Raw genomic sequence first — 25847 nt, 5'->3', positions numbered from 1 at the left:
GTTGGTGGTGATGTCGCCGCGGTCGGCGAGCCAGCGTTCGGCGTCGATCGCTGCCGCGCAGCCGGTCCCGGCGGCGGTGATCGCCTGCCGGTAGGTGTGATCGACCAGGTCGCCGGCTGCGAAGACACCGTCGATGGAGGTCGCGGTGGTCGGGGATTGCACCTGCACGTAACCGGCATCGTCGAGATCGACCTGGCCCGAAACCAGGGCGCTGCGCGGGTCGTGCCCGATGGCCACAAACATGCCGGTCGCGGCCAGGGTGGTCTGCTCGCCGGTGATCGTGTCTCGCACAACCAATCCGGTGACACTGCTTTCGCCCAGGACCTGGATGGGTGCGGCGTTGGTGAGAAAACGGATCGTGGGGTTGGCTTTGGCGCGTTCGAGCATGATCCGCGACGCCCGGAACTCGGTGCGGCGGTGCACCAGGGTGACGCTGCGGGCGAAGCGGGTCAAGAAGGTCGCCTCTTCCATCGCCGAATCGCCGCCGCCGACGACCACGATGTCCTGGTCCCGGAAGAAGAACCCATCACAGGTCGCGCACGCGCTGACGCCGCGGCCGAGGAGTTCTTGTTCCCCGGGAATGTTCAGGTAGCGGGCGGCAGCGCCCATCGCCAGGATCACTGCATGGGAGTGGTAGGCGATTCCGCCGGCGTGAACGGTTTTGATCGGTCCAGCCAGCTCAAGCTGGTCGACGTCTTCGGTGTGGATGGCGGTGCCGAAACGTGTTGCCTGCTCTCGCATCTCCTCCATCAACTCCGGGCCCATGATCCCGTTGCGGAAGCCGGGGAAGTTCTCCACCTCGGTGGTGGTCATCAGCGCCCCGCCGAACTGGCTGCCTTCGAACAGCACTGGTGCCAGTTCGGCGCGGCCGGCGTAGATCCCCGCGGTGTACCCGGCAGGTCCTGAGCCCACGATGATCAGATCGTGCACGGTCGGTGTCATTGTTCTCCTCGTCGAACAGTCATCAGGTTGAGAGCCCGTTGATCAGCGGGTGGCGGGCTGGGGGGTGAGTTCGGCGATGAGCGCCTCGACGCGGGTTTTGATTTCGTCGCGGATGGGCCGGACGGCGTCTACGCCTTGACCGGCGGGGTCGTCGAGGACCCAGTCCCGATAGCTTTTGCCGGGGAAGATCGGGCAGGTGTCGCCGCATCCCATGGTGATCACCACATCGGAGGCCTGCACCGCGTCGGTGGTGAGGATCTTGGGCGTTTGGGCGGTGATGTCGATACCCTCTTCGGCCATCGCTTCCACCGCTGCGGGGTTGATGCTGTCGGCGGGGGCGCTGCCGGCGGAGCGGACCTCGATGGCATCGCCGGCCAGATGGGACAAAAATCCGGCGGCCATCTGCGAGCGGCCGGCGTTGTGCACGCACACGAACAGCACGCTGGGAGTGGTGGTCATGGAGTCGAGATCCTTTCGTCAGGGTGGAAGCAGCGAGTGCGCTGGTCAGGCGGGAACGGGAGTGGTCAACTGGCGCAACAACTCCTGGACCCGGGTGTCGAGGTCATCGCGGATAGCGCGGACCACATCGAGGGGTTGTCCGTGCGGATCGTCGAGGGTCCAGTCCAGGTAGCGCTTGCCCGGATAGATTGCGCAGGCATCACCGCACCCCATCGACACGACCACATCGGCCGCGGCCACCACGTCGTCGGTCAGCGGTTTGGGGTACTCAGCGCCCAGATCCAGACCGATTTCCGACATCGCTTCGACCACTACCGGGCTGATGGCACCCACCGGTGCTGATCCCGCCGAGCGGACATGCACGCGGCCTGTGCCGTAATGATCGAGCAGGGCTGCGGCCATCTGCGACCGGCCGGCGTTGTGCACGCAGATGAACAGCACCTCCGGCACGTCCTTGGGTGCGGCGCCGGTGGATTGGGCCAACGCGGACAGGCGGTCGGCGGCGAACCGGCCCGCCAACGCCGGCAGGTGGTTGTAGATCGTCGCGGTGCGGCGCAGCGCCGTGTAGGACTCAAACACGTAGCGTTCCACCGTTTGTGGGGAGAACACGCCTTCGTATTTGTCGGCCAGCGCCTCGGCGGTGCGCGATAGCAAGGATTGGGGCATCAGTAGTTCGGGTTGGGCACGGTGCTCGGACATCAGGACTCCTTGGTCACGGACGAACTGGCGGATGGTGCGGGTGTGAAGCGCTTGCGTAGGGCCAGAGAGACGTACACCAGTCCGACCAGGACCGGGACCTCGATCAGCGGGCCGACCACACCGGCCAACGCCTGGCCGGAGGTGACGCCGTAGGTGGCGATCGCCACCGCGATCGCGAGTTCGAAGTTGTTGCCCGCGGCGGTGAAGGCGAGTGTGGTGGTGCGTTCGTATCCCAAACCCATGACGGCCCCGAGGGCGTAGCCGCCGCCCCACATGACGGCGAAGTACACCAGTAGCGGCAGCGCGATGCGCACCACGTCCCAGGGTTTGGAGGTGATCTGATCGCCTTGGAGCGCGAACAGGATGACGATGGTGAACAGCAACCCGTACAGCGCCCACGGGCCGATGCGGGGCAGGAACTTCTCCTCATACCAGGTGCGGCCCTTGGCTTTTTCGCCGTAGCGGCGGGTCAAGAACCCGGCCAGCAGCGGTATGCCGAGGAAGATCAGCACAGATTTGGCGATCTGCCACGGCGAAGCGTCGATGGTGGTCTGTTCCAGCCCGAGCCAGCCCGGCAGGACCGAGAGATAGAACCAGCCCAGGACGGCGAACATGAACACTTGGAAGACCGAGTTGATCGCGACCAGCACTGCTGCGGCTTCACGATCACCGCAAGCCAGGTCGTTCCAGATGATGACCATGGCGATGCACCGGGCCAAACCGACAATGATCAGCCCGGTCCGATACTCGGGCAGGTCGGGCAGCATGAGCCAGGCCAGCGCGAACATCAGCGCCGGCCCGAGAACCCAGTTCAAGGCCAGCGACCCGAGCAGCAGTTTGAGGTCACCGGTGACAGTGTCGAGGCGGTCGTAGCGGACTTTCGCCAGCACCGGGTACATCATGATCAGCAACCCGATCGCAATCGGCAACGAGATACCGTCGATCTCTTTCGCGCTCACCACGTCGTCCAGGCCCGGAATCATCCGGCCCAGCAGCAGGCCGGCGACCATGGCCACACCGATCCACACCGGCAGAAACCGGTCCAGGGTGGACAGTTTGCCGACAACCGCGGGCTGTTCAGTGGTGGTACTCATGCGGTCGCCACCTCCGAGGGGGCCGCCAACGCAGCAGCAGGCTCGCCCAGGACAGCGGAGAGCTGCTGCAAGGCAGCGGGAATCACCCAGTAATAGACCCAGGTCCCGCGGCGCTGGCAGTCCAGCAGACCCGCCGACCGCAGCACTTTGAGGTGGTGGGAGATGGTGGGCTGAGACAGGTCGAAGGACTCGGAAATGTCGCAGACGCACGCCTCCCCACCTTCGTGGCTGGCCACCAAACTCAGCAACCGCAGACGCACCGGGTCGCCGAGAGCTTTGAACATGCGGGCCAGGTCCCCGGCCCAGTCCTCGGTCAGCGGCTCACGCACCAAGGGGGAGCAGCATGGAGCGTCAGGCTCCACCTGTTGATTCGACATACGTCTATATTGACGGTTGCCGAATCAGCGGTCAAATGAACAGCTGCTGAACGTGGGGGATGCCGATCGCTGCCCAGGGAGCCTTCGGGTGTCTCTACGTGTCTCGGTCTCGGGCGCAGGTCAGGTGCGAACGGGCTCGGAACTCGGTATCAGTCGGGGGATGAGGCGGACGTAGATGACCATCCCGATCACTTCGATGAGGGTTTGGGTGACCACGACTGCGGCGGCCAGTTCGAGGCCGTCAGGTAGTGCCAGGGCCAGCGGTAGCACCACCAGTGAGTTGCGGGTGGCGCCGGAGAACGCGATGGCGCGGCTGGCCCCGACATCGAGACGAAAGGCTGCCGATAGGGCTTTGCCGGCGTAGGCCATCACGATCAGGAACACGATGTAGAAGGGAATGACGGCGGCCACGTCGGTGAGGTTGTCACTGATGGCAGGGATCTGCGAGGCAACGACGATGGCGAGGACGGCGACCATCAGCGGCACCATCAGGGTGCTCGCCCCCGCGGACACGGCGCGTCCGGCGGGCCTGTGTGCTGCCCAGGCCTGGGTGGTCCAGGCCAAGATCAGGGGGATCACGATCAAGATCAGGAACGCTTGGAGGAACGGGCCGACCTCTACGACCTCGGCGAGGTCTGAGCCCATGAACAGCAGCAAAAATAGTGGCAGCAAAGCCATTTGGGCGATCAGCAATAACGGTGTGGAGGCCAGGAGGCGGTCACTGCTGCCGCCGGCGAGGCCGGAGAACACGATGACGTAGTCAACGCACGGACACAGCAACACCAGCAGCACCCCGACCCGCACGGCCTGATCGGTGGGTAGCAGGAAGAACATCGCCGCGACCACCAGCGGAACCACAATGAAGTTGATGACCAACGCCGCCGACAGAAACCGCCCGTCGCGCAGCGATCGGGCCAGATCGGCGGCCGGCACCTGCAGGAAGGTCACGTACAACAAGGCGCCCAGGACCGGGTTGATCGCGTGCTCGAGAGACGGGGCGAGTCCGGGAGCAGCCAGGCCGATGCCGGCTCCGGCGACCATCGCTAGCAGGTAGATCACCACCTGATGGTGTTCCATGCGATCAACGAGCCCTACTGGTGATGTCGACACACATCTCCTTCGACGATTCGGGGTGAACAAACAAGGTGGTCCGAACCCCCGACGTCATTGCCCAGGGGCGGTGCAGCGCCGGGGTCTCTAGCGAGCGCGGGTGAAGACTGTGGGTGTGGCCAGGTCGACCGGGCCCACCTGGGCCCAGGTGCACGCCGCAGTGCGCCTGCGGCGGAGTGCCACGAGTGCGCCGCCCACCACGGCCAGGACTGTGACGATCAGCAACGCTGGCAGCCAGAATGCCCCGATCAGGCCAGCGATGCCGAGCCCGCCCAGGCTCGCCAGCAGCGGCCCGGCGCAACACAGAGCGCACGCCCCCACGAGGGCGGCGACGGTAGCAGTCGGCGTCCGCCAGGAACGGCGCGGGACGCTCACGCCGATTCGCCGAACAGTACGGTCATCAACGGCTCGGCAGCGCGCGGCGCGCGCACCTGCAGCGAGGCGGCTCCGCCGCCGACATGCAGGGTGAAGTCATAGAACGAACAGCATTGCTGCTCCGCCGCAATCAGATACGCGAGCTGACTGATCAGCACAGCATCGTTGCCGAAACCCACCTCCACTCCCACACTGGCCGCATCGGTGTCGACTGGCCGGCGGTAGCGGGCATGGCCCAGGACCTCGCGCCACTGCAGCGTGCGCTCTCCCAGGTCGTCGCGACTCAAGGTGCATGCGATCGCGGGATCGTCGCCGGACTTCACTGGGGCAGCAACGGCACTGACGTCCATCAGCCCGAGGTCGGCCACACCGCGAGGAGGCGCCACGGCCGGTGCGGCGCCGCTGATCATGCATCCGCAGCCGGGGCCACACCCACCCGACGGGGCAGGACCTGCAAGCTCTGAACGCACACTGCGGAGCCGGTCTGCGAACGCCGACAGCTCAGCGAGGCGATGTTCGGTGTCGGTGATCTGCTGATCAATCAACGGTGCCAGCTGCCTGCGCACCGAGGCACATACCCCGGACTGCCACGCCCCCAACAGATCCCGAATCTCATCAAGCGCCAAACCCATCAACTTCGCCGACGAAATAAACGCCAACCGATCCACCGCCGACTGGTCGTAGATCCGGTACCCCGACGGCGTGCGATCAGCGCTCAACAGTCCCGAATCCTCGTAGAACCGCAGCGTCGAGGCGGGCACACCCACCTGCTGCGACAGCTCGGAGATGCGATATGTGGTCATAGGACTCAAGGTAAACCTTCGACACGACGTGAAGGTCAAGCCGTGGTGTCGAGAACATACAGTGGTGGGAACGTATGTGCGATGCCTGGAAGATGGGTCCGGGGTCTGAATCGCCGAGTGTCCTAGATGGGCACGAGGGATAGATCCTCGTGCTTCGGCCGTCGTTCGATTCGTGCGGATGGCGCACCCCATCGATTTCGCCTGAAAACTATTACATATAGTAGTTTGTGGTGATGGTGACTGAAATGTACCGCGCTGGTAAGGCATTGACGAGGGTCGCGATGGTAGTTGTCGTAGCTGCCGTGGGCCTGGGCGTGGGCGCAGGGTCGGCGTTGGCCCATAGCTCGTTGGTGTCCTCAACGCCTGCTGTCGATGCGGCGCTGGATAAGCAGCCGACCTCCATCGAGTTGGTCTTCAACCAGGACATCTCAGAGCAGTTCGCGCAGGTGGCGCTTACTGATAGCGCGGGTGAACAGTTGCAGTTGTCCGAGGTCGCGGTGTCGGGACCTACGGTAACCACCCCCATCGTCTCGTCGGTACCGGCCGGCCGGTACACGATCGGGTATCGCGTGGTCTCTGCTGACGGACATCCCATCACCGGGGAGGTCGCCTTTTCGGTCCTGTCGACGGGCCTCACCAGTGCTCCTGTGCCCACGGGTGCGCCGGCGGCCGTTAACCCTGCCGGACCTGGCGAGGGGGCGGTCGGTCCGAGTGTGTCTGCGACGCAGCCACCGCAAGCGACCGACACCGCCACGGGCAGCAAACTTGAAGACAATTGGATCGTGGTTGTTCTCCTCGGCGGTGTGCTGCTGGGTTTGATCGTCATTGGTGCTCTGCTGGTATTCAACTCAGGCAAAGATCGTGGCGACGACGAGAACTCCTAGTGCAGGTGGTCGGGTCGGGCACCTGCGATGCTCCCGCCCATGCACGTGTCTAGGAGAGGAAGATGCAGTACACCGCGGACAGGGCTGCCATGGTGATCACTGCGAAGACGGCTGCTGCTGTTACGGGAAGTAGTGCGGCCGCGGCGTAGGTCAGGCGGTGGGGGTTCGGTGCGGTGGTGGCGCTGAGGACCTGGAGTCGACGATCGTTGGTGGCTTCGATATCGCGGGCGGTGGGTGCGTAGCCCACGGCGTGCACGGCGGGACTGCCGCCTTGTTCTGCGAGAACGCGGCATAGGGCTGAATGGACGTCGGCCGCGCTGGTTCTGCGTGCGGCGGCACGGTCGGCGTCGAGTTCAACAAGCATGGAGATCGCGGCGGGGGCACGGGTGATCAGCGGAATCATGGGCAGCGTGCGTGCCAGGACGGTGCAGATCGCCAGGATGCGGTGATGGCGACCGTGCAGATGGGCGCGTTCATGTTCGAGGACAGCAGCCGCTTGAGTGGGGGTCAGGCAGGTGTTGAGACCCTCGGTCGCTACGACCAGGCCGGGGCTGCCGGCGATGCTGTACGCGAACGGTAGGGGATGGTCGAGCCACAGGACGGGATAACGGCTGCCGGGGTCGTGCTTGGTCCGGGCAACGACGGTCAATATGTCGTCGTGATAGCCGCGGACCTTGGATCGGGATCGGTGCTGGCGACGGCCGACGGCAGTGAACCGGCCCAGAAAAAACGCTGCGGTGAGAACCGCTGTCCCCAAAGCTATCTCGGATACCCACGGGGCCATTGTGTGTTGCGCCGAGCTCAGGCACCGGATCCAGATATCGGTGATGCCCTCGGCGGGAGCATGATCGGGCCAGGCCACGACCACCACCGCCGAAGTCGCAAGAAATACGAACGCGGCGATGCTGGCGAGCCAGCCGACAAGCATCAGGCGCGGCGGGGCGGCAGGCGGATGCACGGCCAGGACGCGGGGCATGATGATCCCGACCAGGGCCGCCGCCAAGGCCAGCGTCACCGCAAGGGTCACTGGCGTGCCCGTTTTCTGGGCAGGCTTTTGCGCAGTGCCGCGGTTTCTTCGGGGGTGGCGGTCTGGGCGAAGTGCATCAGAACTGCGGTGGGATCGTCGCTGGAATCGAGGATGTCACGCAGGGTCTGCGAGGTCACCTCTTCCCGGGTGTGCATTGCGCAATACTGGTAGGCGCGGCTGACCTTGGTGCGCGTCAAGAAGCCTTTGGTGTGCAGGTTGGTTACCACGGTCAAGATGGTGGTGTAGGCCAGTTTTCGATCGCTGAGGGCAGCGAGGATGTCGTGCACCGACAGTGCCTCGGGGGCGGCGTCCCACACGACGTTCATGACGTCAGCCTCCAGTGTGCCCAATTGTTTCATGGCGCTATTGTCCCCACAGGTTGTCCTATCGTCCACTGGCAGGTCATCCGAGGACGACTCCCCGGTTGCTCAGCCACTGTGCAGGGTCGAGTTTGACTCCGTCTTGCTGCCAGACCTCGTAGTGCAGGTGCGGGCCGGTCGAGTAGCCGCGATTTCCCACCGTTGCTATCTGCTCGCCGGCCACGACCCGTTGCCCGACACTGACCAGCGTCTCGTTGATGTGTCCGTATACCCCGATCGTACCGTCGTCTTGCAGTACTCGGATCCATAGGCCGAAGCCGTCGGCGGGCCCGGATTCGATGATCTCACCGTCGCTGGTCGAGACCACCGGGGTGCCGATGGTGTTGGCGATATCGAGACCGTAGTGGGTGGTATTCCAGCGGGACCCGTAACTGGACGTCACGGTGCCGTAGGTCGGTGCCGCTGATCGCGGGCGCGGCGGGGCGGCGGGAGGTTCGGGGGGCAGCCCACCAGGTGGTTGAACCAGATCTCGCATGGCAGTGGTTAAAGCATCAAGCGGCGATACCGGCACTGGGGCTGGTGGGGGAGTGCTCGCTATCGGGGTGTTCACGTCGACGGCGGTGGGCCCCGAGGATGCAGCCATCACCGCTGGTGCTGTGCTGTGGGACTCGCCGCCGGTCTGGGACACCGGAGTGATCGCGGGGCTTGGTTGATCAGCCAGGGCGGTGGCCGCGGTACCTCCTGCAGCCAGGAGAACGGCCGCCGCAACAAGTGAGCCGCTGATGCCGGCAGAGGCGGTCGATCGTATCGATGTCTTCGACAAGCCTTGGCTGTCGAGCCGATCGAGAACACCCGAACTCACTGGTGCCCGGCGCTCATCCTCCCGGATGCACAGCACCCGTTCCCAGGGCGCGGTGGGCGCCGCACGATCTGACGTGCCCTGGGCCAGGAGCGGGTGCGGTGGTGGGAGCCGCGGCGCGCCATCGCGGGGGCCGGACAAACCAGCAGATGCGAGGTGAACATCCATCGAGCGGGTCCGCGGCGAATGCGGGAACGCCGCGGCAGCAGGCTCGACGAGGACGAGGGGCTCGGGCGGGCGCGAAAGTCGATGTCGTCCCGGTGCGCCCGCAGCGGGGAGATGCTGTGTCTGTACTGGTCCCAGGGGTGCAGATACCACGGTCACGGGGCTGCGGAGGGGCGCAGATACACGGGCGGACGGGACGGGCGGGGATGGATCAACTCTGCGGTGTCGTGCCAAAGGAAGTCCTTTAATCCAGGTCGGGCGGGTGGAAACGGTTTGATCTCGAGATGGCCACGGACAGGTTACTACTATCAGGGTTAGTTTTTCGCAGCGAGGGTCCCGGTCCCGAAGGTGTCGTGCCCGCCTTGGGCGGCAGTGGAGAAGTCGAGCGGCCGTGCCCGGCTCGCTCGGGCACGAGCGGCGAGCAGCTCGGGCTGGAAAGTGAGCGCACCCGTGCTCAGGTCCACCTGGTGCCGTCGTGTTCCGTAAACTACTAGAAGTCTTAGTAGTAATGCGGTGAGGAGCGTGACCGAGTGCCTGAACGGCATCGTTGTGGTGATGTCCAGTTGAGTCGACGCGCAGTGTTGGCTACCGGCGGCGGTGCCATGCTGGCGGCTTTCCTGGCGGCGTGCTCGAGCGATGGCTCCTCGCTATCGGCGTCGTCGAGTTCTCGCCCGCCCGCTGCCGACGATGACAGGACGCCGGGGGGAGCGGTCACCTTCACTCCGGCCCCGGGCACGCAGGGATTTGATCCGCTTGGTTCGGTATCGGTCACCGTCACCGGGGGGACGTTGGCGGAGGTGACGATGACCAACAATGAGGGCCGCGTCATCCCGGGCATCGTGACCCCGGACCAGTTGACGTGGAAACCCAACACTGCGCTGGGCTACAGCAAGACCTACCAGCTCTCCGTTCTCAGCCGCGACGACACGGGGCGTCAGGGCGAACACGCCAGCACCTTCGGCACGGTGACGCCGGACAATCTCACCAAACCGGCCTTGGTCACCACGGGCGGCGGAACACTCGCCGACGACGCGACCTATGGGGTGGGGTTGGTTGCGGTGGTCAAGTTCGATGAACCGGTCACCGACCGGGCCGCCGCGCAGCGATGCTTGTCGGTACAGACCGACCCCCAGGTCGAGGGGCAGTGGAGTTGGGTCGACGATCAACACGTGCACTACCGGCCCCGGGAGTACTACCCATCGGGCACCGCGGTGACCGTACGCGCCGACGTGTACGGGGTAGATCTGGGCAACGGACTGTACGGGCAGGAAGACGTGGCGGTCTCGTTTGTGATCGGCAACTCGCACGTGTCCATCGCCGACGACAACACCAAACAGGTCACGGTGTTCGACAACGGTGCTCTGGTACGCACCATGCCCACCTCGATGGGTCGCGGCGGTACCGAAACAGTGAACGGTCAGACGATCCACTTCTGGACCCAACGGGGAATCTACACAGTCCTGGACAAGGCGAACCCGGTCATCATGGACTCCTCCACCTACGGCCTGCCTGTCAACTCGCGTCTGGGCTATCGACAGTCGATCAACTACGCGACCCGGATCAGCAACGATGGCATCTACTTGCATCAACTGGAAAGCAGTATCCCCCAGCAGGGCAACACCAATGTTTCGGCCGGATGCCTGAACCTTAACCCCGACAACGCCCAATGGTTCTACAACTTCTCGGTCCCCGGCGATGTGGTCGAAGTCCGCAACACTGGCGGAGATCCTTTGCAGCAGTGGCAGAACGGTGACTGGAGCGTCCCGTGGGACCTGTGGCTGCAGGGCAGCGCTCTGTAGAGACCACCGGCCCGAGCCGAGACGGGCGAGCCAGTGCGTCACCGGTGACGACAGTGGGGAACCGGATGTAAATACTATTTACCTTAGTAGTTACAGTGGGCGTGTGATGGTTGCGTCGGTGGGGGAGCAGTTCTCTTCGGTCGTCGCCGGTGGCCCTCTCGTTATTGCCGTCGGGGCGTGCATGGTGGCGGGTCTGGTGTCTTTCGCCTCGCCGTGCGTGATCCCTCTGGTGCCCGGCTACCTGTCCTATCTCGCGGGCGTGTCCGGTGCAGAAGCAGCGGTAGAGGCAGGGGCGGCTACGGACACCACGGTGGCAGTGCGGACCCGCTGGCGGGTTACTGGTGCGGCCTTGCTGTTCGTGCTCGGTTTCACGGTGGTGTTCGTGCTGGCGACGGCCACGGTCTTCGGGGTGACCTCGACGCTGACGGTCAATCGTGAGGTGCTGCAGCGCATCGGCGGGGTGGTCACCATCGTGATGGGTCTGGTGTTTCTCGGGGCGTTTCCGGCCTTGCAGCGCGAGGTGCGTTTTCATCCTCGCCGCGTGTCAGGCCTGGTGGGTGCGCCGCTGCTGGGGGCGGTGTTCGCGCTGGGCTGGACGCCCTGCCTGGGCCCGACGCTGGCCACCATCATCGCCACAGCCAGTGGAACGGCTGACACCACCGCCGCCCGTGGGGTTGTGTTGATCGTCGCGTATTGCCTGGGGCTGGGACTGCCTTTCGTGGTGCTGGCCTTCGGGTCGGCGTGGGCGGTCCGGGGGGTCGGGGTGCTGCGCCGCAATTCGCGGCGCATTCAGATCCTGGGCGGGGTCTTGATGATCGTCGTCGGGATCGCCTTGATCACCGGTGCCTGGGACTTCTTCGTGGTCTGGGTGCGAGATATGTTCGTCACCAACACCACCCTGCCTATTTGACCGGCCCACATCGAGTGGTGCGACACGCCGTCGAGCCGGCGATCACATCAGGGTCGACCAGTACCACCAGAAGCGTTCGGTGATCAGAGCGATCACCGCAAGCATCCAGAGCACCGGCCCCAAGGCGTGAACGGTCAGGACGACATCAAGTGCTCGTCGCAGCGGTCCGGGCGGGCAATAGTGGTCTGCGTTGCGCAGGCTTATGTACCAAAACGCAACCACGACAACCACCCACACGGCCATGCAGTACGGGCACAGGGCGTCGATGCGGTACAGGCTTTGAACAATCAGCCAGTGCACGAACACCGCTGCTGCGGTCAGTCCTATCTGAAGACCGGCCATCACCCAGAGGGTCGGCCGGCGTCCCATCAGGACGGCCACTGCCAGCAGCGCAGCAAAGCCCGCGATACCGAGGAGCGAGTTGGGAAACCCGAACACCGAGGCTTGCGGAGTGTCCATGACCGAACCGCAGTTGACGATCGGATTGATGCTGCAGGTCGGGGTGTAGTCGGGATTGGTTGCCAGCTCGAACTTTTCTACCGTCAACGTGAATGCCGCGGCGAGCCCGATCGCCCCGCACAGCCCAAGGATGAGCGGAAGTGTTCGTGCAAGCAGAACTGGCTGCAACGGCAGTGATGACGTCCTCGTCACTGCTTGTTGATCGCGGAAGAGAGGGCAGCGCTGAGATCCTCGTACGTGCCGGGTTCGACGGGTGTGTGATCGATGTACAGGGTTGGGGTGCCGCTCACGCCGAGAGCTTTGCCGTCGGCGATGTCGCGGTCGATCAGTTCGCGGGTGGCTTGTGAGTTGTAGTCCGCCGCGTACTGCTCCATGTTCAGACCTAAATCTTGGGCGTAAGAGGTGAACAGATCATCGAGCGGCTCTTGCTGCTCGCCCCACTGCTGCTGGGTCTCGAAGAGCTTCTTGTACATCGCCTCGAACCGGCCCTGTTGCGCTGCTGCTGCCGCGGCCCGGGCTGCCCGGTCGCCGTTGAAATGACCCGGTAGCGGGAAGTAGCGGACCACGAAGGTGACCTGGTCGCCGTAGGTCTGACGCAGGCGTTCCACGGTCGGGTACATTGCCCCGCACGCCTCGCATTCGAAATCCAAGAATTCGACGAAGGTCGCCTTGGAGTCGGCGGGTGCCGAGAGTCGTTGAGAATCTGCCCGTACCGGTGTCGCAGTCTGTTCCGCCTCACCGCTGCCTCCTGCTCGTGAGACGACGAAGACCACGGTCAACGCCAGGCAGAAGACGAACACGGCGGCGAGGGAGATCTTGATGTTGCGGTTCATGGGCATGCCTGTTCGGCCGGAATCTGGGGGGTCGGAACTGGCACTGCGCACACTCCTATTCGACGTACTACTACGATACTTAGTAGTTTACGTGTGTTGTGCTGCTGGCCGATACAGCCGGGGTCAGTGGACGGTCAGCATAGGAGTGGCGAGGAGGTGATGGCGGTGTTGGAGGTTCCACAGGCTCCCCCGACCATTCTGGGCATGCTGAGCTGGGATTTGCCGCCGGTTCCGTTGCTGGCGGCCCTCGGCGTTGTTCTGGCCGCCATTTACTGTGTGGGGTTGTTGCAGCTTCGGCGTCTGGGCCGGCCTTGGCCGTGGTACCGCTCGCTGAGCTTTCTGTCGGGGTGTGTGATTCTGTCGGCGGTTACGGGACTGGCCATCGAGGGGTATGGCGTAGGGCTGTTCAGTGCGTTCATGTTCCAGCACATGACCTTGTCCACGCTGGTTCCTCCGCTGCTGGTCATGGGTTCACCAGGTCTGCTGCTGTTCGCCGCGGTTCGGGATGAGGGCAGGGGGCGCCGGGTGCGCCGGGTGACGTTGCGGCTGGCGCGCTCGCGAGTCAGCAGGATCGCGCTGCACCCAGGGTTTGCGATCCCGGTGTTCTTGTTCAGCTTTTACGGGCTGTACTTCTCGTCGATCTTCGACATACTCAACGACAGTTGGCTCGGCCACACCGGGATGGAAGTGTTCTTTCTGGTCAGTGGTTTGCTGTTCATCATCCCGATCCTCTCGATCGGCCCGCTGCCCATGCGGCAGTCCAATCTGGGGCGGCTGCTCGACATCTTCTTAGAGATGCCCTTGCACGTGTTTTTCGGAGTCGTCTTCATGATGGCGCCCACGGTGCTGGTCACCAGTTTCGCCGACCCGCCGCCGCAGTGGGGGATCGACCCGGTCGATGATCAAGCTGTCGCCGGCGCTCTGGCCTGGTCCTACGGGGAGCCGGTGGCCCTGCTGGTTGTCTTGATTTTTGCCTCTCGGTGGCGCCGCGACGAACAGAAGTCGGTGACCTCACCCAACGATTACGACGAGGCCAAAGACGCTCAAGATCTGGAGGCCTACAACAGCTTTCTCCGCACCCTGGATTCTGGCCGATGACCCGCGAGCATGTTCGGGGGCTCGAGGCGGGGCCCGACGCACCACCACTTCACGTCCGAGGCGGTCGCCGGTCCCGCGCACGGCCCTCACGCAGTATCGGTGCCCTGGTCCTCGTCATTGCCAGTGTGCTGGTGGCGTGTGGAACCGGGGACGATGCAGTGCAGCAAGGTGATTCGTTCGAGTTCGTTTCCCCGGGAGGGCAAACTGCCATCTTCTACGATCCGCCATCCTCGCGCGGTCAGGTCGGTGAGCTCGCCGGTCCGGACCTGCTTGATGGCACCGCTACGATCAGACTCTCCGACTTCGCCGGGCAGGTGGTCGTGGTCAACGTGTGGGGTTCCTGGTGTGGGCCGTGCCGCGGAGAGGCTCCAGCCCTGGAACAGGTGTACGAGGCGACCAAGGATTCAGGGGTAGCGTTCTTGGGCATCGATTTTCGTGACCGTAAAGAGTCCGGGCGGGACTTCGTCACCGACCGCGCGGTGTCCTATCCCTCGATCTACGACTACGACGGGCGCACGCTGGCGACCTTGACCACACCGACCTCGGTGGTACCGACCACCGTGGTCCTCGACCGGCGACACCGCGCTGCGGCGGTGTACCTGCGCGCGATCACCGCTGCCGAGCTCCACCAGACGGTCGAGCGGATCGCGGCCGAACCGTAGAGACCACCGACGCGAACACTGTGACGTCGGCACCATAGTCGAACAACCACACTGACGATCTCTTCGTCGGCAGAAGGGCACCGTGAGCAACGACAACAGCGATATCGACAAGAACTGGAGCAACCCCCGAACGGTACGCACCGGGGCCCTCTATCTGGGCGGCTTCATCGTCGTGGGTATCGCGTTCCTGGTGGCCTACGGAGAAACAGACTCCCGATTCTGGGGTTTCGGTGCCCCGGCAGCCTTCATGATCGGCGGCCTCGGCGCCTTCCTGCAGACGTTCCGGGCCTGGCAGCGCGGCGGTTTGTGGCCCTTGTGGCAAGGGGTGGGCTGGGCGTTGTTCATCCTCATGCTGGCCACCCTCGGACTGCCGGTCCGCGACCTGTGACACCACTACTATCGGCGATAGTAATATGAGGTGGTGCATGACTCTGCAACCGGACGCTTGATACGCGACGTCGTGGTCCTCAACGTCGCCCGCCTCGGCATTGTTGCCATCACGGTCGCCGCGGTGTACTTCGGTGGCCGGCCCCTTGACATGAATGTTCCGTTCCTGGTGGCGATGATGTGCGGACTCGTCGTCGCACTCGCTGCGTCAGCATCGGTGCTGCGGCCCCTGCGCGCCCGAGTCAACCACGGGATCGCTGCCGTGGACGCCGGCCGCTGCGCACCCCACGGCGCAGACCAGTAGAGAAGGCGGGAAGGCCTTCAGTCACCACGCCAATTCGCTGCACCCGGAGCCGGTGACCGGTTCAACCTGCACGGTGGCGTGCTCGAGGTGGTGTGTGTCGGTGAGCAGTTGCTGGGCACAGAACAGGACCGCCGACGGGTCGGCGTCCGGGGCGGCGACGACGTGGGCCGAGGCCACCTCCATGCCCGACGTCAGAGTCCACACATGCAGATCATGAACCTGCACCACACCGTCCAGGCCCGCTAGATCTGCCCGCACCTGCTCGACGTCCACGCCCGAGGGTGCGTGCTGGAACAGGATGCGCAGCGCCCCGCGCGCCAGGGAGTACGCCCGAGGCAAGACGAACAGGCCAATCCCCACACCGATCAGCGGATCGGCGTACCGCCATCCGAACAGGAGGGTGACCAAGCCGCTGACCAGCACGCCTACCGATCCGATCATGTCGGCCATCACCTCGAGGTAGGCGCCGCGAATATTGATGCTCTCTTTCGCGCCCGACTGCAGCAACAGGAAAGCGGTCAGGTTCATCGCCAGCCCGACAAGGGCTACCAACACGACGGGCAGGCCAGGCACCTGCGGCGGGTCGGAGAGCCGCTGCGCGGCCTCATAGAGAATCCAGCCGGCGGCCGCGAACAACAACACCGCATTGAACAGTGCGGCAAAGACTTCGGCGCGGTACAGGCCAAAGGTCTGGTCGGTACGTGTGGTGCCGCGTTTGGCCAGCAACACTGCGGCCAGCGCCATGAACACCCCGAGCACGTCGGTGAACACGTGCGCCGAATCTGACAACAGCGCCAGCGATGAGGTCGCCAAGCCGACGATGAGCTGTGTCACCAGGGTGATCAGGCCCAGGCCCAGTGCCATCGCCAGACGCCGGACGTGGCGGCCCGACGCACTGGCGGCCTGGCCCGGGGGCAGCGCGCCGTGGCTGTGATTGTGGCCTTGACCCATAGTGTGACCTTTCCTCAGCTCCAAACGCATAGTCACATGCGCATGTATGCAAGTATTATCTACGAGTGAGCTGCCAGGCAAGCTACTATCTGCGGTAGTAGTTCAGGCTGCTCGCTCCTAGCTCTACGGGAGTCGGATCGCTAGGGTGGGCCTCGAACTACTAAGCTGCATAGTATCTGCGTGACGGTTGATCGGTCTTCGGTGAGTTGGGTGAGCATATGAGTCTGTTGGATGAATCGGTGAAAGTGGAACCAGTGCGGCCGTTTCCAGCGCGGACCGGACCCAAGGGGTCGTTCATCTACAAGATGATGACAACGACGGACCACAAGGTTCTGGGTGTCATGTACTTGGTTGTGTGTTTTGCGTTCTTCCTCATCGGTGGCTTGATGGCCTTGCTGATGCGAGGCGAGCTCGCCGCACCCGGCTTGCAATTTCTGTCGACCGAGCAATACAACCAGCTGTTCACGATGCACGGCACCGTGATGTTGCTGATGTACGCGACGCCGATCGTGATCGGGTTCGCCAACCTCGTCCTGCCGCTGCAGATCGGTGCTCCCGACGTTGCCTTCCCGCGGTTGAACGCCTTCAGTTTCTGGCTGTTCCTGTTCGGCTCGTCTGTAGCGCTCCTCGGTTTCGTTACCCCCGGTGGTGCGGCCGACTTCGGGTGGACGGCCTACACCCCGCTGACCGACGCCGTGCATTCGCCGGGCGCCGGCGCCGACCTGTGGATTTTGGGATTGGTGGTTTCGGGTCTGGGCACCATCCTCGGTGCGGTCAACATGATCACCACCGTCGTGTGCCTGCGCGCACCCGGCATGACCATGTTCCGGATGCCGATTTTCACCTGGAACATCCTGGTGACCAGCGTGCTGATCCTGCTGGCGTTCCCGTTGCTGACCGCCGCGTTGATGGCCTTGGAATTCGATCGCCAATTCAACGGCAACATTTTCGACCCCGCAAACGGCGGGGTGATCTTGTGGCAGCACATGTTCTGGTTTTTCGGGCATCCCGAGGTGTACATCATCGCGCTGCCGTTCTTCGGCATCGTCTCGGAGATCTTCCCGGTGTTCAGCCGTAAACCGATTTTCGGTTACACCGGGCTGATCTATGCCACGCTGGCCATCGCGGCTTTGTCTGTCGCGGTGTGGGCGCACCATATGTATGCCACCGGCGCGGTGTTGTTGCCGTTCTTCTCGTTCATGACATTCCTCATCGCTGTGCCCACCGGTGTGAAGTTTTTCAACTGGATCGGCACGATGTGGAAGGGTCATATGACCTTCGAGACGCCGATGCTGTTTTCGATCGGCTTCATCATCACGTTCCTGTTCGGTGGCCTGACCGGTGTGCTGCTCGCCAGCCCGCCGCTGGACTTCCAACTGTCGGACAGTTACTTCGTGGTGGCCCACTTCCACTACGTGCTCTTCGGCACCATCGTCTTCGCGACGTACGCCGGCATCTACTTCTGGTTCCCGAAGATCACCGGCCGCATGCTCGACGAGAAACTGGGCAAGATCCACTTCTGGCTCACCATGATCGGCTTCCACATGACCTTCCTCGTCCAGCACTGGCTGGGCAACGAGGGCATGCCGCGCCGCTACGCCGACTACCTGAGCACCGACGGCTTCACCACGTTGAACATGATCTCGACCGTCGGGGCGTTCATCCTCGGTGCCTCCACACTGCCGTTCCTGTGGAACGTCTTTCGCAGTTACCGTTATGGCGAGGTTGTCACCGTCGACGATCCGTGGGGCTTCGGCAACTCGCTGGAATGGGCTACCAGCTGCCCGCCGCCGCGACACAACTTCACCGAGTTACCCCGGATTCGTTCGGAGCGACCGGCCTTCGAGCTGCACTACCCGCACATGGTCGACCGGATGCGGGACGAGGCTCACGTCGGGAAAGGACACAACAGTAAAAAGGCCGAAGACGCCCGGCGCGATCCACTGACGGTCGGGACCCATGAGTCGTCCACCGATCCGAATCGATAGGCGAACCCATGCGTACTGACACCCGTGCGCGTCGCGGGTTCTTGATCGGGACCGGCGGGGCGTGCATGATTGCACTGTCCCTCGAGCCGGTGTTCCGCCACATGTTGCAGCACCAGGACTATGACCTGGGCATCGTGCAGCTCGTCCTTGCCTACAACACCGGTGTCGGGTTCAGTGTTGGTGCGGGACAACCGGTGTGGATTCTAGTCGCTGTCACTGCGGCATTGTCGCTGGCCCTGGTGATCTACGGGTGGCGCAGCGCCGGCGAGGTGCCGGCGATGATGACGGCAGGACTTGCGCTCATGGCTGGCGGCGCGTGCGCCAATGTCATCGACCGCGCTGTTGATGGCCGCGTGACCGATTATTTCCATACGGGATGGTGGCCCACGTTCAACCTCGCCGATGCTTTCCTATCTGTGGGCGTCGTGCTGGTTTTCGTCGGTGCGCTAGGGAGTGGGCAGCGCCCGGTGATGACGTCACCGCGAACTCGTCCCGAAACTTCCCGATGAGGCAGCTGGTCGACGCTTTTGGTCGGCGGTTCACGATGTCTGCCTCGACGCGGTGGACCGTGGTGGTGCTCGTCGTCGTGATTGCGATGGTTGTTGCGATTTGGCCACGCGATAGCGTTGACCCCGGTTCCGCTGTGAATTCCGGAATTGGCGACCCCGCTGCTCCGCTTCCGGGGGAGCAGACTGATGTAGCTGAGCAGGATCTTGCTGACGCTCGACAGAAGGCCGCACTGCAACCTTGCCCTCCGTCTACTGCAGCGGCTGGTGCGGGCTCGGCACTAGCTGGTGTGCAGGTGCCCTGCCTGGGTGATGGCTCCTCTGTCGACATCGCTAGTGCGACCGCGGGAAAGATGTGGGTGATCAATTTCTGGGCTTATTGGTGTGCGCCGTGTCGCAAAGAGCTCCCGATCTTCGCGGACTTTGCACGCGCCGCCGGTGACCGGGTCAAAGTACTGACTGTGCAGGGAAAAGAAGGTTCACAGAACCCGTTCTTGTCGTTGAACCTGTTGATCGAGATCGGTATCGATCTACCCACAGTGGTCGACACCAACGCCGCGATGGCGGCCGCACTGGGCGTTCCCCGCGTCTATCCCTCAACGGTGCTGCTGCGCGCCGACGGCACTGTCGCCGCAGTCCTGCCTCAGGTGTTCACTTCCGCCTACGAGTTGACCCAAACAGTCAACAGCAGTCTCGGACTGGACTTGTGAGCACCCACGAGGGCAGCGCCCGAGGTGATCGCCCGCAACGTCGCGGCCGGGCGCGCCCGTCGTGACTGAACCACGCTCATACCGCCGGGGTCGACCACCCCGCGTGCAGCGGTACCTGCTGTGGCCTGCCCGCAACCTGTGGCGGTCACTGACCTCGATGCGTACCGCTTTGGCCTTGCTGTTCCTGCTGGCTATCGCCGCCGTGCCGGGAGCCATGCTTCCCCAGCGAAACCTCAACGCACAGAAGACCACCCAGTACATCGCCGATAACGGCACTGTCGGCGACGTTCTCGACAGGCTCCAGATGTTCGACGTCTTTTCCAGCATCTGGTTCACCGCCATCTACGCGTTGCTGTTCATCTCACTGGTGGGATGTCTGACCCCCCGCATGATCGAACACGCCAGGTCGCTGCGGGCCCGGCCGGTCGCCGCTCCCCGCAACCTTGCGCGACTGCCGCGCCACGAGGTCCGCGACACCGACGGCACCCCGGAGCAGGTCGCGACCACAATCCGGAAAGGATTGCGGGGGTGGCGAACGAGCGTGCGCGAGGTCGACAGGCCAACGTCAGAAGGTGGTTCGGTCACCACGATGGAGGTCTCGGCGGAGAAGGGCTATTTGCGCGAGCTCGGCAATCTCATCTTCCACTTCGCGTTGTTGGCCCTACTAGTGGCGATCGCCGCGGGCAAGATGTTCGGCTACGAAGGCACCCGGATATTGGTTGCAGATGGTCAGGAAGGGTTGTGCAACACCTCTACCGCGGTCTACGACTCGTTCCGGGCCGGCAACCTCGTCGATGGCACCAACCTCAACGAGTTCTGCATCCAGGTCGAAGCCTTCCAAGCGAGTTACCTCGAGACCGGGCAACCCGACATGTACACCGCAACCTTGAAATATCAGAGTGGCAACGAGATTCGGGGCAGCCAGTGGAATGAGCGGGCACTCAAGGTCAACGATCCACTGCGCGTGGCCGGCGATCGCGTGTACCTCCTCGGCCACGGATTCGCGCCCACCTTCACCGTCACCTTCCCCGATGGACGTACCCGCACCCAGACTGTTCCGTTTCAGCCCGACGAACTACAAACAATGATGTCGAGCGGAGCCGCACGCTTTGACACCCCGGCCGGGTTGTACCCCAACGAGGACGAACGGCGGACCAAGCAGATCGCTGTGGAAGGCCTGTTCGCCCCGACTGCAGTCTTCGCGGGTGGATTGATGACCTCGGCGTGGCCGGTCCCAGACAACCCGGCGGTGGCCATCGACGTGTACCAGGGTGATACCGGTCTGGACACCGGCCGCCCGCAGAATGTCTACAGCCTCAACGTCGACATGATCAACCAGGGGCGGCTGCTCAAACTCGAACGCGTCAACCTCCTGGCCGGCCAGGACACCCGCCTCGCGGACGGTACGACAGTCCGGTTCGACGGCTACCAACGCTGGGTGTCATTGCAGGTATCGCACGATCCCGCGCAGAAATGGGTGCTGGTGTCCTCGATCGCCATGCTCGCCGGTCTGCTCGTCTCTCTCCTGATCAAACGCCGGCGGGTCTGGGCACGGATCACCCCACAGGCAGGACTCGTCACTCCTCGGTGCACCGTCGAGATCGCCGGCCTGGCCAGAACCGATCACGCCGGATGGGGCGAAAACTTCATCGAGATGGTCGATATCCTCATCCCGGATGCATCCCCGCGCAAGCCGCCACCGCAGCGGCCGGCCGCGCACATAGATGGCGACTCCGGATCGTAATGCTCCGGATCGACACCCCGCCCGAGGTAGCTCGATCGAGTAGCGCGTGGGCTGAACTCACCAGTCGCCCTGGGGCAGTCTCGCACTGACGGTGTTTGTCCGCGCCGTCCGGTTGATCGTTCCTGGCGCTTCGGTATGTACGCGTTCTTGATGTCGTGAACCGAAGTGCGACGGTTTTCGCCCTCCCTCATTCACACTCAGTACGTGATCATCGAACAAACTTCGGCCGTCCCTGCATCGATCGACCGCGTTTGGGCTCGAATTGTCACTCCCGCAGGGATTAACGACGAGATGCGGCCATGGATGACGATGAGCCCACCTCGCGGCGTCGATCTCACGATCGATACGTTGCCGGTCGGGGTCCCGATTGGTCGCTGCTGGCTCAAACTCTTCGGCATTATTCCGTTCGACTATGACCTCCTCATGATTGCGGAGATACGGCCGGGCCGCTCGTTCTACGAAAAGTCAACGATGCTGAGCATGCATCGGTGGGAGCACGAGCGCACGCTAACCCCAAGGGCAGCAGCAACTCTGGTCCGGGACCGCATCACCTTTGACTCACGTGTTCCAGGCCTGGCAACGGCAATAGCGCCGCTCCTGCGTGCCTTCTTCGCGCACCGCCATCGACGACTAGCTCGCCACTTCGCTCAGTAGTGCACCTCAGGTGCTGTGCCAGAATTAGTTCCTGATTAGCACGGACATTGCAGTTCGGCGTGCCCCATGTCATGCCTGGTGTTCGTCGAATCGCTTGCTTGTGGTCATTTGACAAACGCCGCAAGGTCAGCGGGAATCGGCATAACAGTGGTCAGGCCTGCGGCAGTGCGACCGGTGTTTCCTTCAGGATAACGGCCGGTCAGTGATCCTGGTGCGGCGACGATGATCCGCAAGATCTGGCCCAACGCTTCTCGCCGGTCGTGGTCACGGACAGCGACGATGAACATGGCGACGTGATTTTTGGTGTGCAGTATCGGATCGGGTTGGGACAGAATGTGTGCCCGTTCAAGGTGGCGCCACCGTTGCGCGGCGATGGTAGCTGTGTGGGCCGCGGCCATCTCCTCGTGGTAGCGGCTGCGGGCGGAGGCAGTAAGGCTAGGCATTGGTCGTCTTTCCCTTCGGCGTTAGCCAAGAAATCACAGTCAGTGTCGTGGTGGATAGTCAAGGTGTCGGGGTTGAGCCGCTTGCACGACCATCCAGCAGCCTGACCAGCGCGTTGTCGACACTACTTGTCAAAATACCTAGTATCGGATTCGGTTGTGGCGCAATGTGTTCATCACCGCCGACGAAAGCGTAACCCGAATCAAAAAGCAGAACCCGCTTTAGTGTTGTGCGCGAAGCTATCCCGCCCGGGATGCCCCGCCCGCCAGCGTTGGCGCTCTCGGTTGCAGGTCCCACCAATCCGACTGAGCACATCCGCCAGGGCGTCGGGATCGCCTACTTCCTGAACAGCGAGCAAGTCCGGTGCCATCTGGTCGATGGTCGCCGCGAGCGCGTCGGCCTTCGCGTCGAACTTAGCTGCTTCTCTGAACCGCTCTGCCCGCCCGGTGCACACAGGTTTTCCACATTCCACGTTGCGATTCGCACCATACGCCCAGCCTGGCACGACCAGATCAAACCATTGGTGAGGTCACCGCAACCGACAGCTCACACCTTCATGGACTCTCAGATCTGGCCGACCGTTCATAACAGGTTACGGAGATGATGTCTGCACGCGGTGATCTGGACCTTGGGCACATCCTCAATGCAGCCGACCTTGCAGAGTGGGACGCAGCAAACCACCACCGGCCCGGCAGGGGCTCCGGTCGCTGAGGCGACCGCACGTCCCCGCCGCGGAGTCATACTGCATCGACATCCTCACCGAAATCCCCCCGCGGACCAAAGCCCTCGAAGGCGTAGCGACCGCGCCCTCTCCGTGCACGTATCGCGGATGGTTATGCCGCTCCAGGCCCAGACGTGCATTGTCTTCGCGACGGCGTTCGTCGGCCGCGATCCTCTCACTGGTCAATGCGAATCCTTATCTCACGGTGTGACATTGAAGACCGCGGTTCGGTCGTCGTCACCTCAAGCACCGCTCTGCTCGGGTTGATCATCGGGTGCCGCAGGGCGTCTCGACCCTCCTGAGCTTTCGATACCACCGCCAATCGACTAGGACTACACGCAGCACGCACGAGGTGCCCCCTCGCCGATGCGTTGGGCGAGGCCCGTACTCAGCTGATGGCCCCCGTCGTATGCGATGCTTCTCGCCATGGAGGGACGATTTTTGCGACTGATCGACAGCCTGCCTTTTCAGGGCCGCGGTACGTCGACGCCCGAGGATATGTCGAGCCGGATCAGTGCGCTCATCTACGGCAATATTCTCGTCCTCGCGGCATTGATCCCGGTGACCCATTCGCAAGACCGGTTTGGAATCGCGGTCATCGTCGGCGCAGCAGTGACAACCTTCATCGCGCACTACTTTGCTGAACTCGTCGGACGGGCCGTGCGTCAAGGCACGGTGGCCGACCATCAGATCCGGATGAGCGAATTGCGGGACAGTCTTCCCATCTTGTTTGCCGCGGTGATACCGAGCCTGATCCTCGCGCTCGCTGTGTTCGGCCTGCTCCAACCCCGAACCGCCCAGTTGATCGCCGAGCTGTTCATGGTCCTTCGAATCGCGACGATCAGCTACGTGATCGATCGAATTCGTGACGAGAGGGTGACGGCAAAGACGCACTGGACAGCACTGGCGGTTGGCGGGGTGTCCCTGGCGATCGTCGGTTTGAAGGTCGCGTTGGGTCACTGAGTCGGGTTTCTTGATCGAACTAGGAGCTCTCGCGAACTCGACTCGGGAATGGCGCAAAACTCTCTGGTGCTTATCCATTTCGTCGAGCAGATGAGTGACGAGGAATCCGAGAGCCTGCGCCGGGCATTGCACCGCCTGACCGATCCCGAACCGGCGCAATGAGTTTGACCGGGTGTCTGCCATGCTCCATGGCGTTGTTGTTGCGGTCGCCCGGCCCGCCGGAGCTGCGCGGATGCGACCGAGACATTGACAGAGTGATGTCGCCAGAGACCGGGTCAACGTCTCGTTGGACGTCGCGCGGATCGGCAATCGAAGTCGTCAGGTAAGCCGTTCGAAATTTCGAAGTGGGCAGTGGCGCAGGCGTCTCGCAGGGTCACGCCCAACAAGGGTGCCGCCGGGGGTCGATGGGCAGTCCATCGACGACTTCGAGGTCGACCTGAAGGGCAACCTTTCAAGGTGTGGAATCGAATGTCGTCGGGGACGTATTTTCCGCCGCCCGTGGGGGTGGAGATCCCGAAAGCTGGTGGCGGTGTTCGTGTGTTGGGTGTGCCGACGGTGGCAGACAGGGTGGCGCAGACGGCGGTGGCCATGGAACTGGAGAACCAGGTGGAGCCGATGTTCTTCGACACCGTTGATCACGAGCTGATGGTCAAAGCGGTCAGGCCAATACCGACCATGCAGACCGCGACCGCGGATGAGGATTGAGACATAGTGGCGTGGGGGCGAGGAGAGCGGTGTGTGTTGACGCTCAGATGCGGGTCAGGAACGTGGCCTGGTGATTGCGCTCAGCCGGTGATGGTCAGGTAGATCAACGCGATATTGAGCACGATAATGATCGCTGCGGTGAGCCAGGCCAAGGATGTGGTGAGGCGGTTGTTGATGTCTGTACCCATCAGCGTCTTGTCACTGGTAAATCGCACCAAGGGAATCAGAGCGAACGGAATACCGAAAGACAACACGACTTGGGAGACGATCAACGCGCGGCTGGGGTCGACTCCGATGGCCAGCACTGTGATTGCAGGGATCAGGGTGATCAGGCGGCGTAGGACGAGTGGGATTTTGCGTTGTAGTAACCCATCCATGATCATGGCGCCGGCGTAGGCCCCCACGGAGGTCGAGGCCAGTCCAGAGGCCAGGAGTCCGAGGGCGAACAGCAGCGCGACGGCCTGGCCGAGGGTGTCGCCTACCGCCGCATGTGCGCCGTCGATCGAGTCGACGCCCTCGCGCCCGCGCAGCGTGGTCGCAGCCACCAGCAGCATGGACATGTTCACCGCCCCCGCGAGCAGCATGGCCAGCCCCACGTCGACCTTGGTGACCCGCAGCAACCGTGCCCGTAGGGGTCCTTCGGGGTGGTGGCCATGTCGATCGCGGACCAGCCCGGAGTGCAGATACACCGCATGAGGCATCACCGTTGCGCCCAGCATGGCCGCGGCGATCAGCACACTTTCCGAGCCGTCGAAACGTGGCAGCAGACCACCCAGGACGGCGCCAGGGGGAGGCGGCGCCACAAACATACTGGTCAAAAAGCCGATCGCGATGACTGCCAGCAAGCCGATGATGACGCGTTCAAACGGACGCTGTCCCCGGCGGTCTTGGACCAGTA

The 25847-nt window shown here is 63.4% G+C and carries 30 protein-coding genes; 14 read left to right on the top strand and 16 right to left on the bottom strand.

The window, feature by feature from the left end:
* The 8 genes from trxB to VIQ49_RS11760 all read right to left on the bottom strand — a co-directional run.
* Positions 1-942 (bottom strand): thioredoxin-disulfide reductase (gene trxB / locus VIQ49_RS11795; RefSeq protein ID WP_331884699.1); only part of this gene is annotated, 942 nt, incomplete at its 3' end.
* 42 nt (positions 943-984) lie between these two features.
* Positions 985-1401: an arsenate reductase ArsC gene (locus tag VIQ49_RS11790; protein ID WP_331884697.1), complete on the bottom strand. Its 417-nt coding sequence runs from the start codon at positions 1399-1401 to the stop codon at positions 985-987.
* Positions 1402-1446: 45 nt separating this feature from the next.
* Positions 1447-2100: an arsenate reductase ArsC gene (locus VIQ49_RS11785; protein WP_331884695.1), complete on the bottom strand. Its 654-nt coding sequence runs from the start codon at positions 2098-2100 to the stop codon at positions 1447-1449.
* Complete coding sequence (gene arsB, locus VIQ49_RS11780; RefSeq protein WP_331884693.1) at positions 2100-3194, bottom strand: ACR3 family arsenite efflux transporter; 1095 nt, start codon at positions 3192-3194, stop codon at positions 2100-2102. The genes VIQ49_RS11785 and arsB overlap by 1 nt, the downstream gene beginning before the upstream one ends.
* Complete coding sequence (locus VIQ49_RS11775; RefSeq protein ID WP_331884691.1) at positions 3191-3571, bottom strand: metalloregulator ArsR/SmtB family transcription factor; 381 nt, start codon at positions 3569-3571, stop codon at positions 3191-3193. Before VIQ49_RS11775 ends, arsB begins: the two co-directional genes overlap by 4 nt.
* A 120-nt stretch (positions 3572-3691) precedes the next feature.
* The gene (locus VIQ49_RS11770) at positions 3692-4648 is read right to left on the bottom strand and encodes an arsenic resistance protein (RefSeq protein ID WP_331884705.1); all 957 of its coding nucleotides are present in this window, start codon (positions 4646-4648) and stop codon (positions 3692-3694) included.
* A 120-nt stretch (positions 4649-4768) separates the two neighbouring features.
* Complete coding sequence (locus VIQ49_RS11765; protein WP_331884689.1) at positions 4769-5056, bottom strand: hypothetical protein; 288 nt, start codon at positions 5054-5056, stop codon at positions 4769-4771.
* The gene (locus VIQ49_RS11760) at positions 5053-5859 is read right to left on the bottom strand and encodes a MerR family transcriptional regulator (RefSeq protein WP_331884687.1); all 807 of its coding nucleotides are present in this window, start codon (positions 5857-5859) and stop codon (positions 5053-5055) included. The genes VIQ49_RS11765 and VIQ49_RS11760 overlap by 4 nt, the downstream gene beginning before the upstream one ends.
* A gap of 281 nt (positions 5860-6140) precedes the next feature.
* On the opposite strand from VIQ49_RS11760, the gene VIQ49_RS11755 reads away from it, so the two are divergent.
* Positions 6141-6743: a copper resistance CopC family protein gene (locus VIQ49_RS11755; protein ID WP_331884685.1), complete on the top strand. Its 603-nt coding sequence runs from the start codon at positions 6141-6143 to the stop codon at positions 6741-6743.
* Between the two features lie 49 nt (positions 6744-6792).
* Here VIQ49_RS11755 and VIQ49_RS11750 read toward each other — a convergent pair whose 3' ends face one another.
* From VIQ49_RS11750 to VIQ49_RS11740, 3 genes are read right to left on the bottom strand one after another with little or no spacing between them, the layout of a single operon-like run.
* Complete coding sequence (locus tag VIQ49_RS11750; RefSeq protein ID WP_331884683.1) at positions 6793-7770, bottom strand: M56 family metallopeptidase; 978 nt, start codon at positions 7768-7770, stop codon at positions 6793-6795.
* On the bottom strand, positions 7767-8129 hold the full coding sequence (locus tag VIQ49_RS11745; protein ID WP_331884681.1) for a BlaI/MecI/CopY family transcriptional regulator: 363 nt from the start codon (positions 8127-8129) through the stop codon (positions 7767-7769). The genes VIQ49_RS11750 and VIQ49_RS11745 overlap by 4 nt, the downstream gene beginning before the upstream one ends.
* 43 nt (positions 8130-8172) lie before the next feature.
* Entirely contained in the window at positions 8173-9117 is a 945-nt protein-coding gene (locus tag VIQ49_RS11740; protein WP_331884680.1) for a M23 family metallopeptidase, read from the bottom strand.
* 599 nt (positions 9118-9716) lie between these two features.
* Between VIQ49_RS11740 and VIQ49_RS11735 the strand changes: the two genes are divergently transcribed.
* Positions 9717-10913 carry a L,D-transpeptidase gene (locus VIQ49_RS11735; protein ID WP_331884703.1) on the top strand — a complete coding sequence of 399 codons (1197 nt, stop codon included), beginning with the start codon at positions 9717-9719 and terminating at the stop codon, positions 10911-10913.
* Positions 10914-11019: 106 nt separating this feature from the next.
* Positions 11020-11823, top strand: coding sequence for a cytochrome c biogenesis CcdA family protein (locus VIQ49_RS11730; protein WP_331884701.1), 804 nt, complete (start codon positions 11020-11022; stop codon positions 11821-11823).
* A 42-nt stretch (positions 11824-11865) separates the two neighbouring features.
* Here the strand turns inward: VIQ49_RS11730 and VIQ49_RS11725 are convergent, their stop codons facing one another.
* On the bottom strand, positions 11866-12474 hold the full coding sequence (locus VIQ49_RS11725) for a vitamin K epoxide reductase family protein (protein WP_331884678.1): 609 nt from the start codon (positions 12472-12474) through the stop codon (positions 11866-11868).
* Entirely contained in the window at positions 12471-13115 is a 645-nt protein-coding gene (locus VIQ49_RS11720) for a DsbA family protein (RefSeq protein ID WP_331884676.1), read from the bottom strand. The genes VIQ49_RS11725 and VIQ49_RS11720 overlap by 4 nt, the downstream gene beginning before the upstream one ends.
* A gap of 159 nt (positions 13116-13274) precedes the next feature.
* On the opposite strand from VIQ49_RS11720, the gene VIQ49_RS11715 reads away from it, so the two are divergent.
* The 4 genes from VIQ49_RS11715 to VIQ49_RS11700 all read left to right on the top strand — a co-directional run bounded on the left by VIQ49_RS11715 (position 13275) and on the right by VIQ49_RS11700 (position 15566).
* On the top strand, positions 13275-14213 hold the full coding sequence (locus VIQ49_RS11715) for a cytochrome c oxidase assembly protein (RefSeq protein ID WP_331884674.1): 939 nt from the start codon (positions 13275-13277) through the stop codon (positions 14211-14213).
* Complete coding sequence (locus VIQ49_RS11710; protein ID WP_331884672.1) at positions 14210-14875, top strand: TlpA disulfide reductase family protein; 666 nt, start codon at positions 14210-14212, stop codon at positions 14873-14875. The genes VIQ49_RS11715 and VIQ49_RS11710 overlap by 4 nt, the downstream gene beginning before the upstream one ends.
* 82 nt (positions 14876-14957) lie before the next feature.
* Positions 14958-15263 (top strand): hypothetical protein, encoded by a 306-nt coding sequence (locus VIQ49_RS11705; protein ID WP_331884670.1) that lies wholly within the window; start codon positions 14958-14960, stop codon positions 15261-15263.
* A gap of 33 nt (positions 15264-15296) precedes the next feature.
* A complete protein-coding gene (locus VIQ49_RS11700; protein ID WP_331884668.1) occupies positions 15297-15566 on the top strand; it encodes a DUF4229 domain-containing protein in 270 nt (89 codons plus the stop codon).
* Positions 15567-15587: 21 nt separating this feature from the next.
* On the opposite strand, the gene VIQ49_RS11695 is transcribed toward VIQ49_RS11700, so the two are convergent.
* Positions 15588-16517, bottom strand: coding sequence for a cation diffusion facilitator family transporter (locus VIQ49_RS11695; protein WP_331884666.1), 930 nt, complete (start codon positions 16515-16517; stop codon positions 15588-15590).
* A 218-nt stretch (positions 16518-16735) separates the two neighbouring features.
* Between VIQ49_RS11695 and ctaD the strand changes: the two genes are divergently transcribed.
* The 5 genes from ctaD to VIQ49_RS11670 all read left to right on the top strand — a co-directional run bounded on the left by ctaD (position 16736) and on the right by VIQ49_RS11670 (position 22119).
* Positions 16736-18505 carry a cytochrome c oxidase subunit I gene (gene ctaD, locus VIQ49_RS11690; RefSeq protein WP_331884664.1) on the top strand — a complete coding sequence of 590 codons (1770 nt, stop codon included), beginning with the start codon at positions 16736-16738 and terminating at the stop codon, positions 18503-18505.
* Positions 18506-18570: 65 nt separating this feature from the next.
* Positions 18571-19014 carry a signal peptidase II gene (gene lspA / locus VIQ49_RS11685; RefSeq protein ID WP_331884662.1) on the top strand — a complete coding sequence of 148 codons (444 nt, stop codon included), beginning with the start codon at positions 18571-18573 and terminating at the stop codon, positions 19012-19014.
* Entirely contained in the window at positions 19011-19721 is a 711-nt protein-coding gene (locus VIQ49_RS11680; protein WP_331884660.1) for a TlpA disulfide reductase family protein, read from the top strand. The genes lspA and VIQ49_RS11680 overlap by 4 nt, the downstream gene beginning before the upstream one ends.
* Before the next feature lie 61 nt (positions 19722-19782).
* Entirely contained in the window at positions 19783-21465 is a 1683-nt protein-coding gene (gene resB, locus VIQ49_RS11675; RefSeq protein ID WP_331884658.1) for a cytochrome c biogenesis protein ResB, read from the top strand.
* Positions 21466-21669: 204 nt separating this feature from the next.
* Positions 21670-22119, top strand: coding sequence for a hypothetical protein (locus VIQ49_RS11670; RefSeq protein ID WP_331884656.1), 450 nt, complete (start codon positions 21670-21672; stop codon positions 22117-22119).
* A 104-nt stretch (positions 22120-22223) separates the two neighbouring features.
* On the opposite strand, the gene VIQ49_RS11665 is transcribed toward VIQ49_RS11670, so the two are convergent.
* On the bottom strand, positions 22224-22562 hold the full coding sequence (locus VIQ49_RS11665) for a DUF3703 domain-containing protein (protein WP_331884654.1): 339 nt from the start codon (positions 22560-22562) through the stop codon (positions 22224-22226).
* Between the two features lie 1145 nt (positions 22563-23707).
* Here VIQ49_RS11665 and VIQ49_RS11660 point away from each other — a divergent pair.
* Both VIQ49_RS11660 and VIQ49_RS11655 read left to right on the top strand, forming a co-directional pair.
* Positions 23708-24244, top strand: a complete 537-nt coding sequence (locus VIQ49_RS11660; protein WP_331884652.1) for a hypothetical protein — start codon at positions 23708-23710, stop codon at positions 24242-24244.
* Positions 24245-24712: 468 nt separating this feature from the next.
* Entirely contained in the window at positions 24713-24949 is a 237-nt protein-coding gene (locus tag VIQ49_RS11655; protein WP_331884650.1) for a hypothetical protein, read from the top strand.
* An 80-nt stretch (positions 24950-25029) separates the two neighbouring features.
* On the opposite strand, the gene VIQ49_RS11650 is transcribed toward VIQ49_RS11655, so the two are convergent.
* Positions 25030-25847, bottom strand: an 818-nt coding sequence (locus tag VIQ49_RS11650) for an Nramp family divalent metal transporter (protein ID WP_331884648.1), incomplete at its 5' end; no start/stop codon positions are given.

The organism is Williamsia sp. (assembly GCF_036566845.1).
In the GTDB taxonomy this organism is placed as follows: Bacteria; Actinomycetota; Actinomycetes; order Mycobacteriales; family Mycobacteriaceae; genus Williamsia.
The sequence above is the reverse complement of the archived record's forward strand: the minus strand, read 5'-3'. Positions and strand labels throughout refer to the sequence as shown.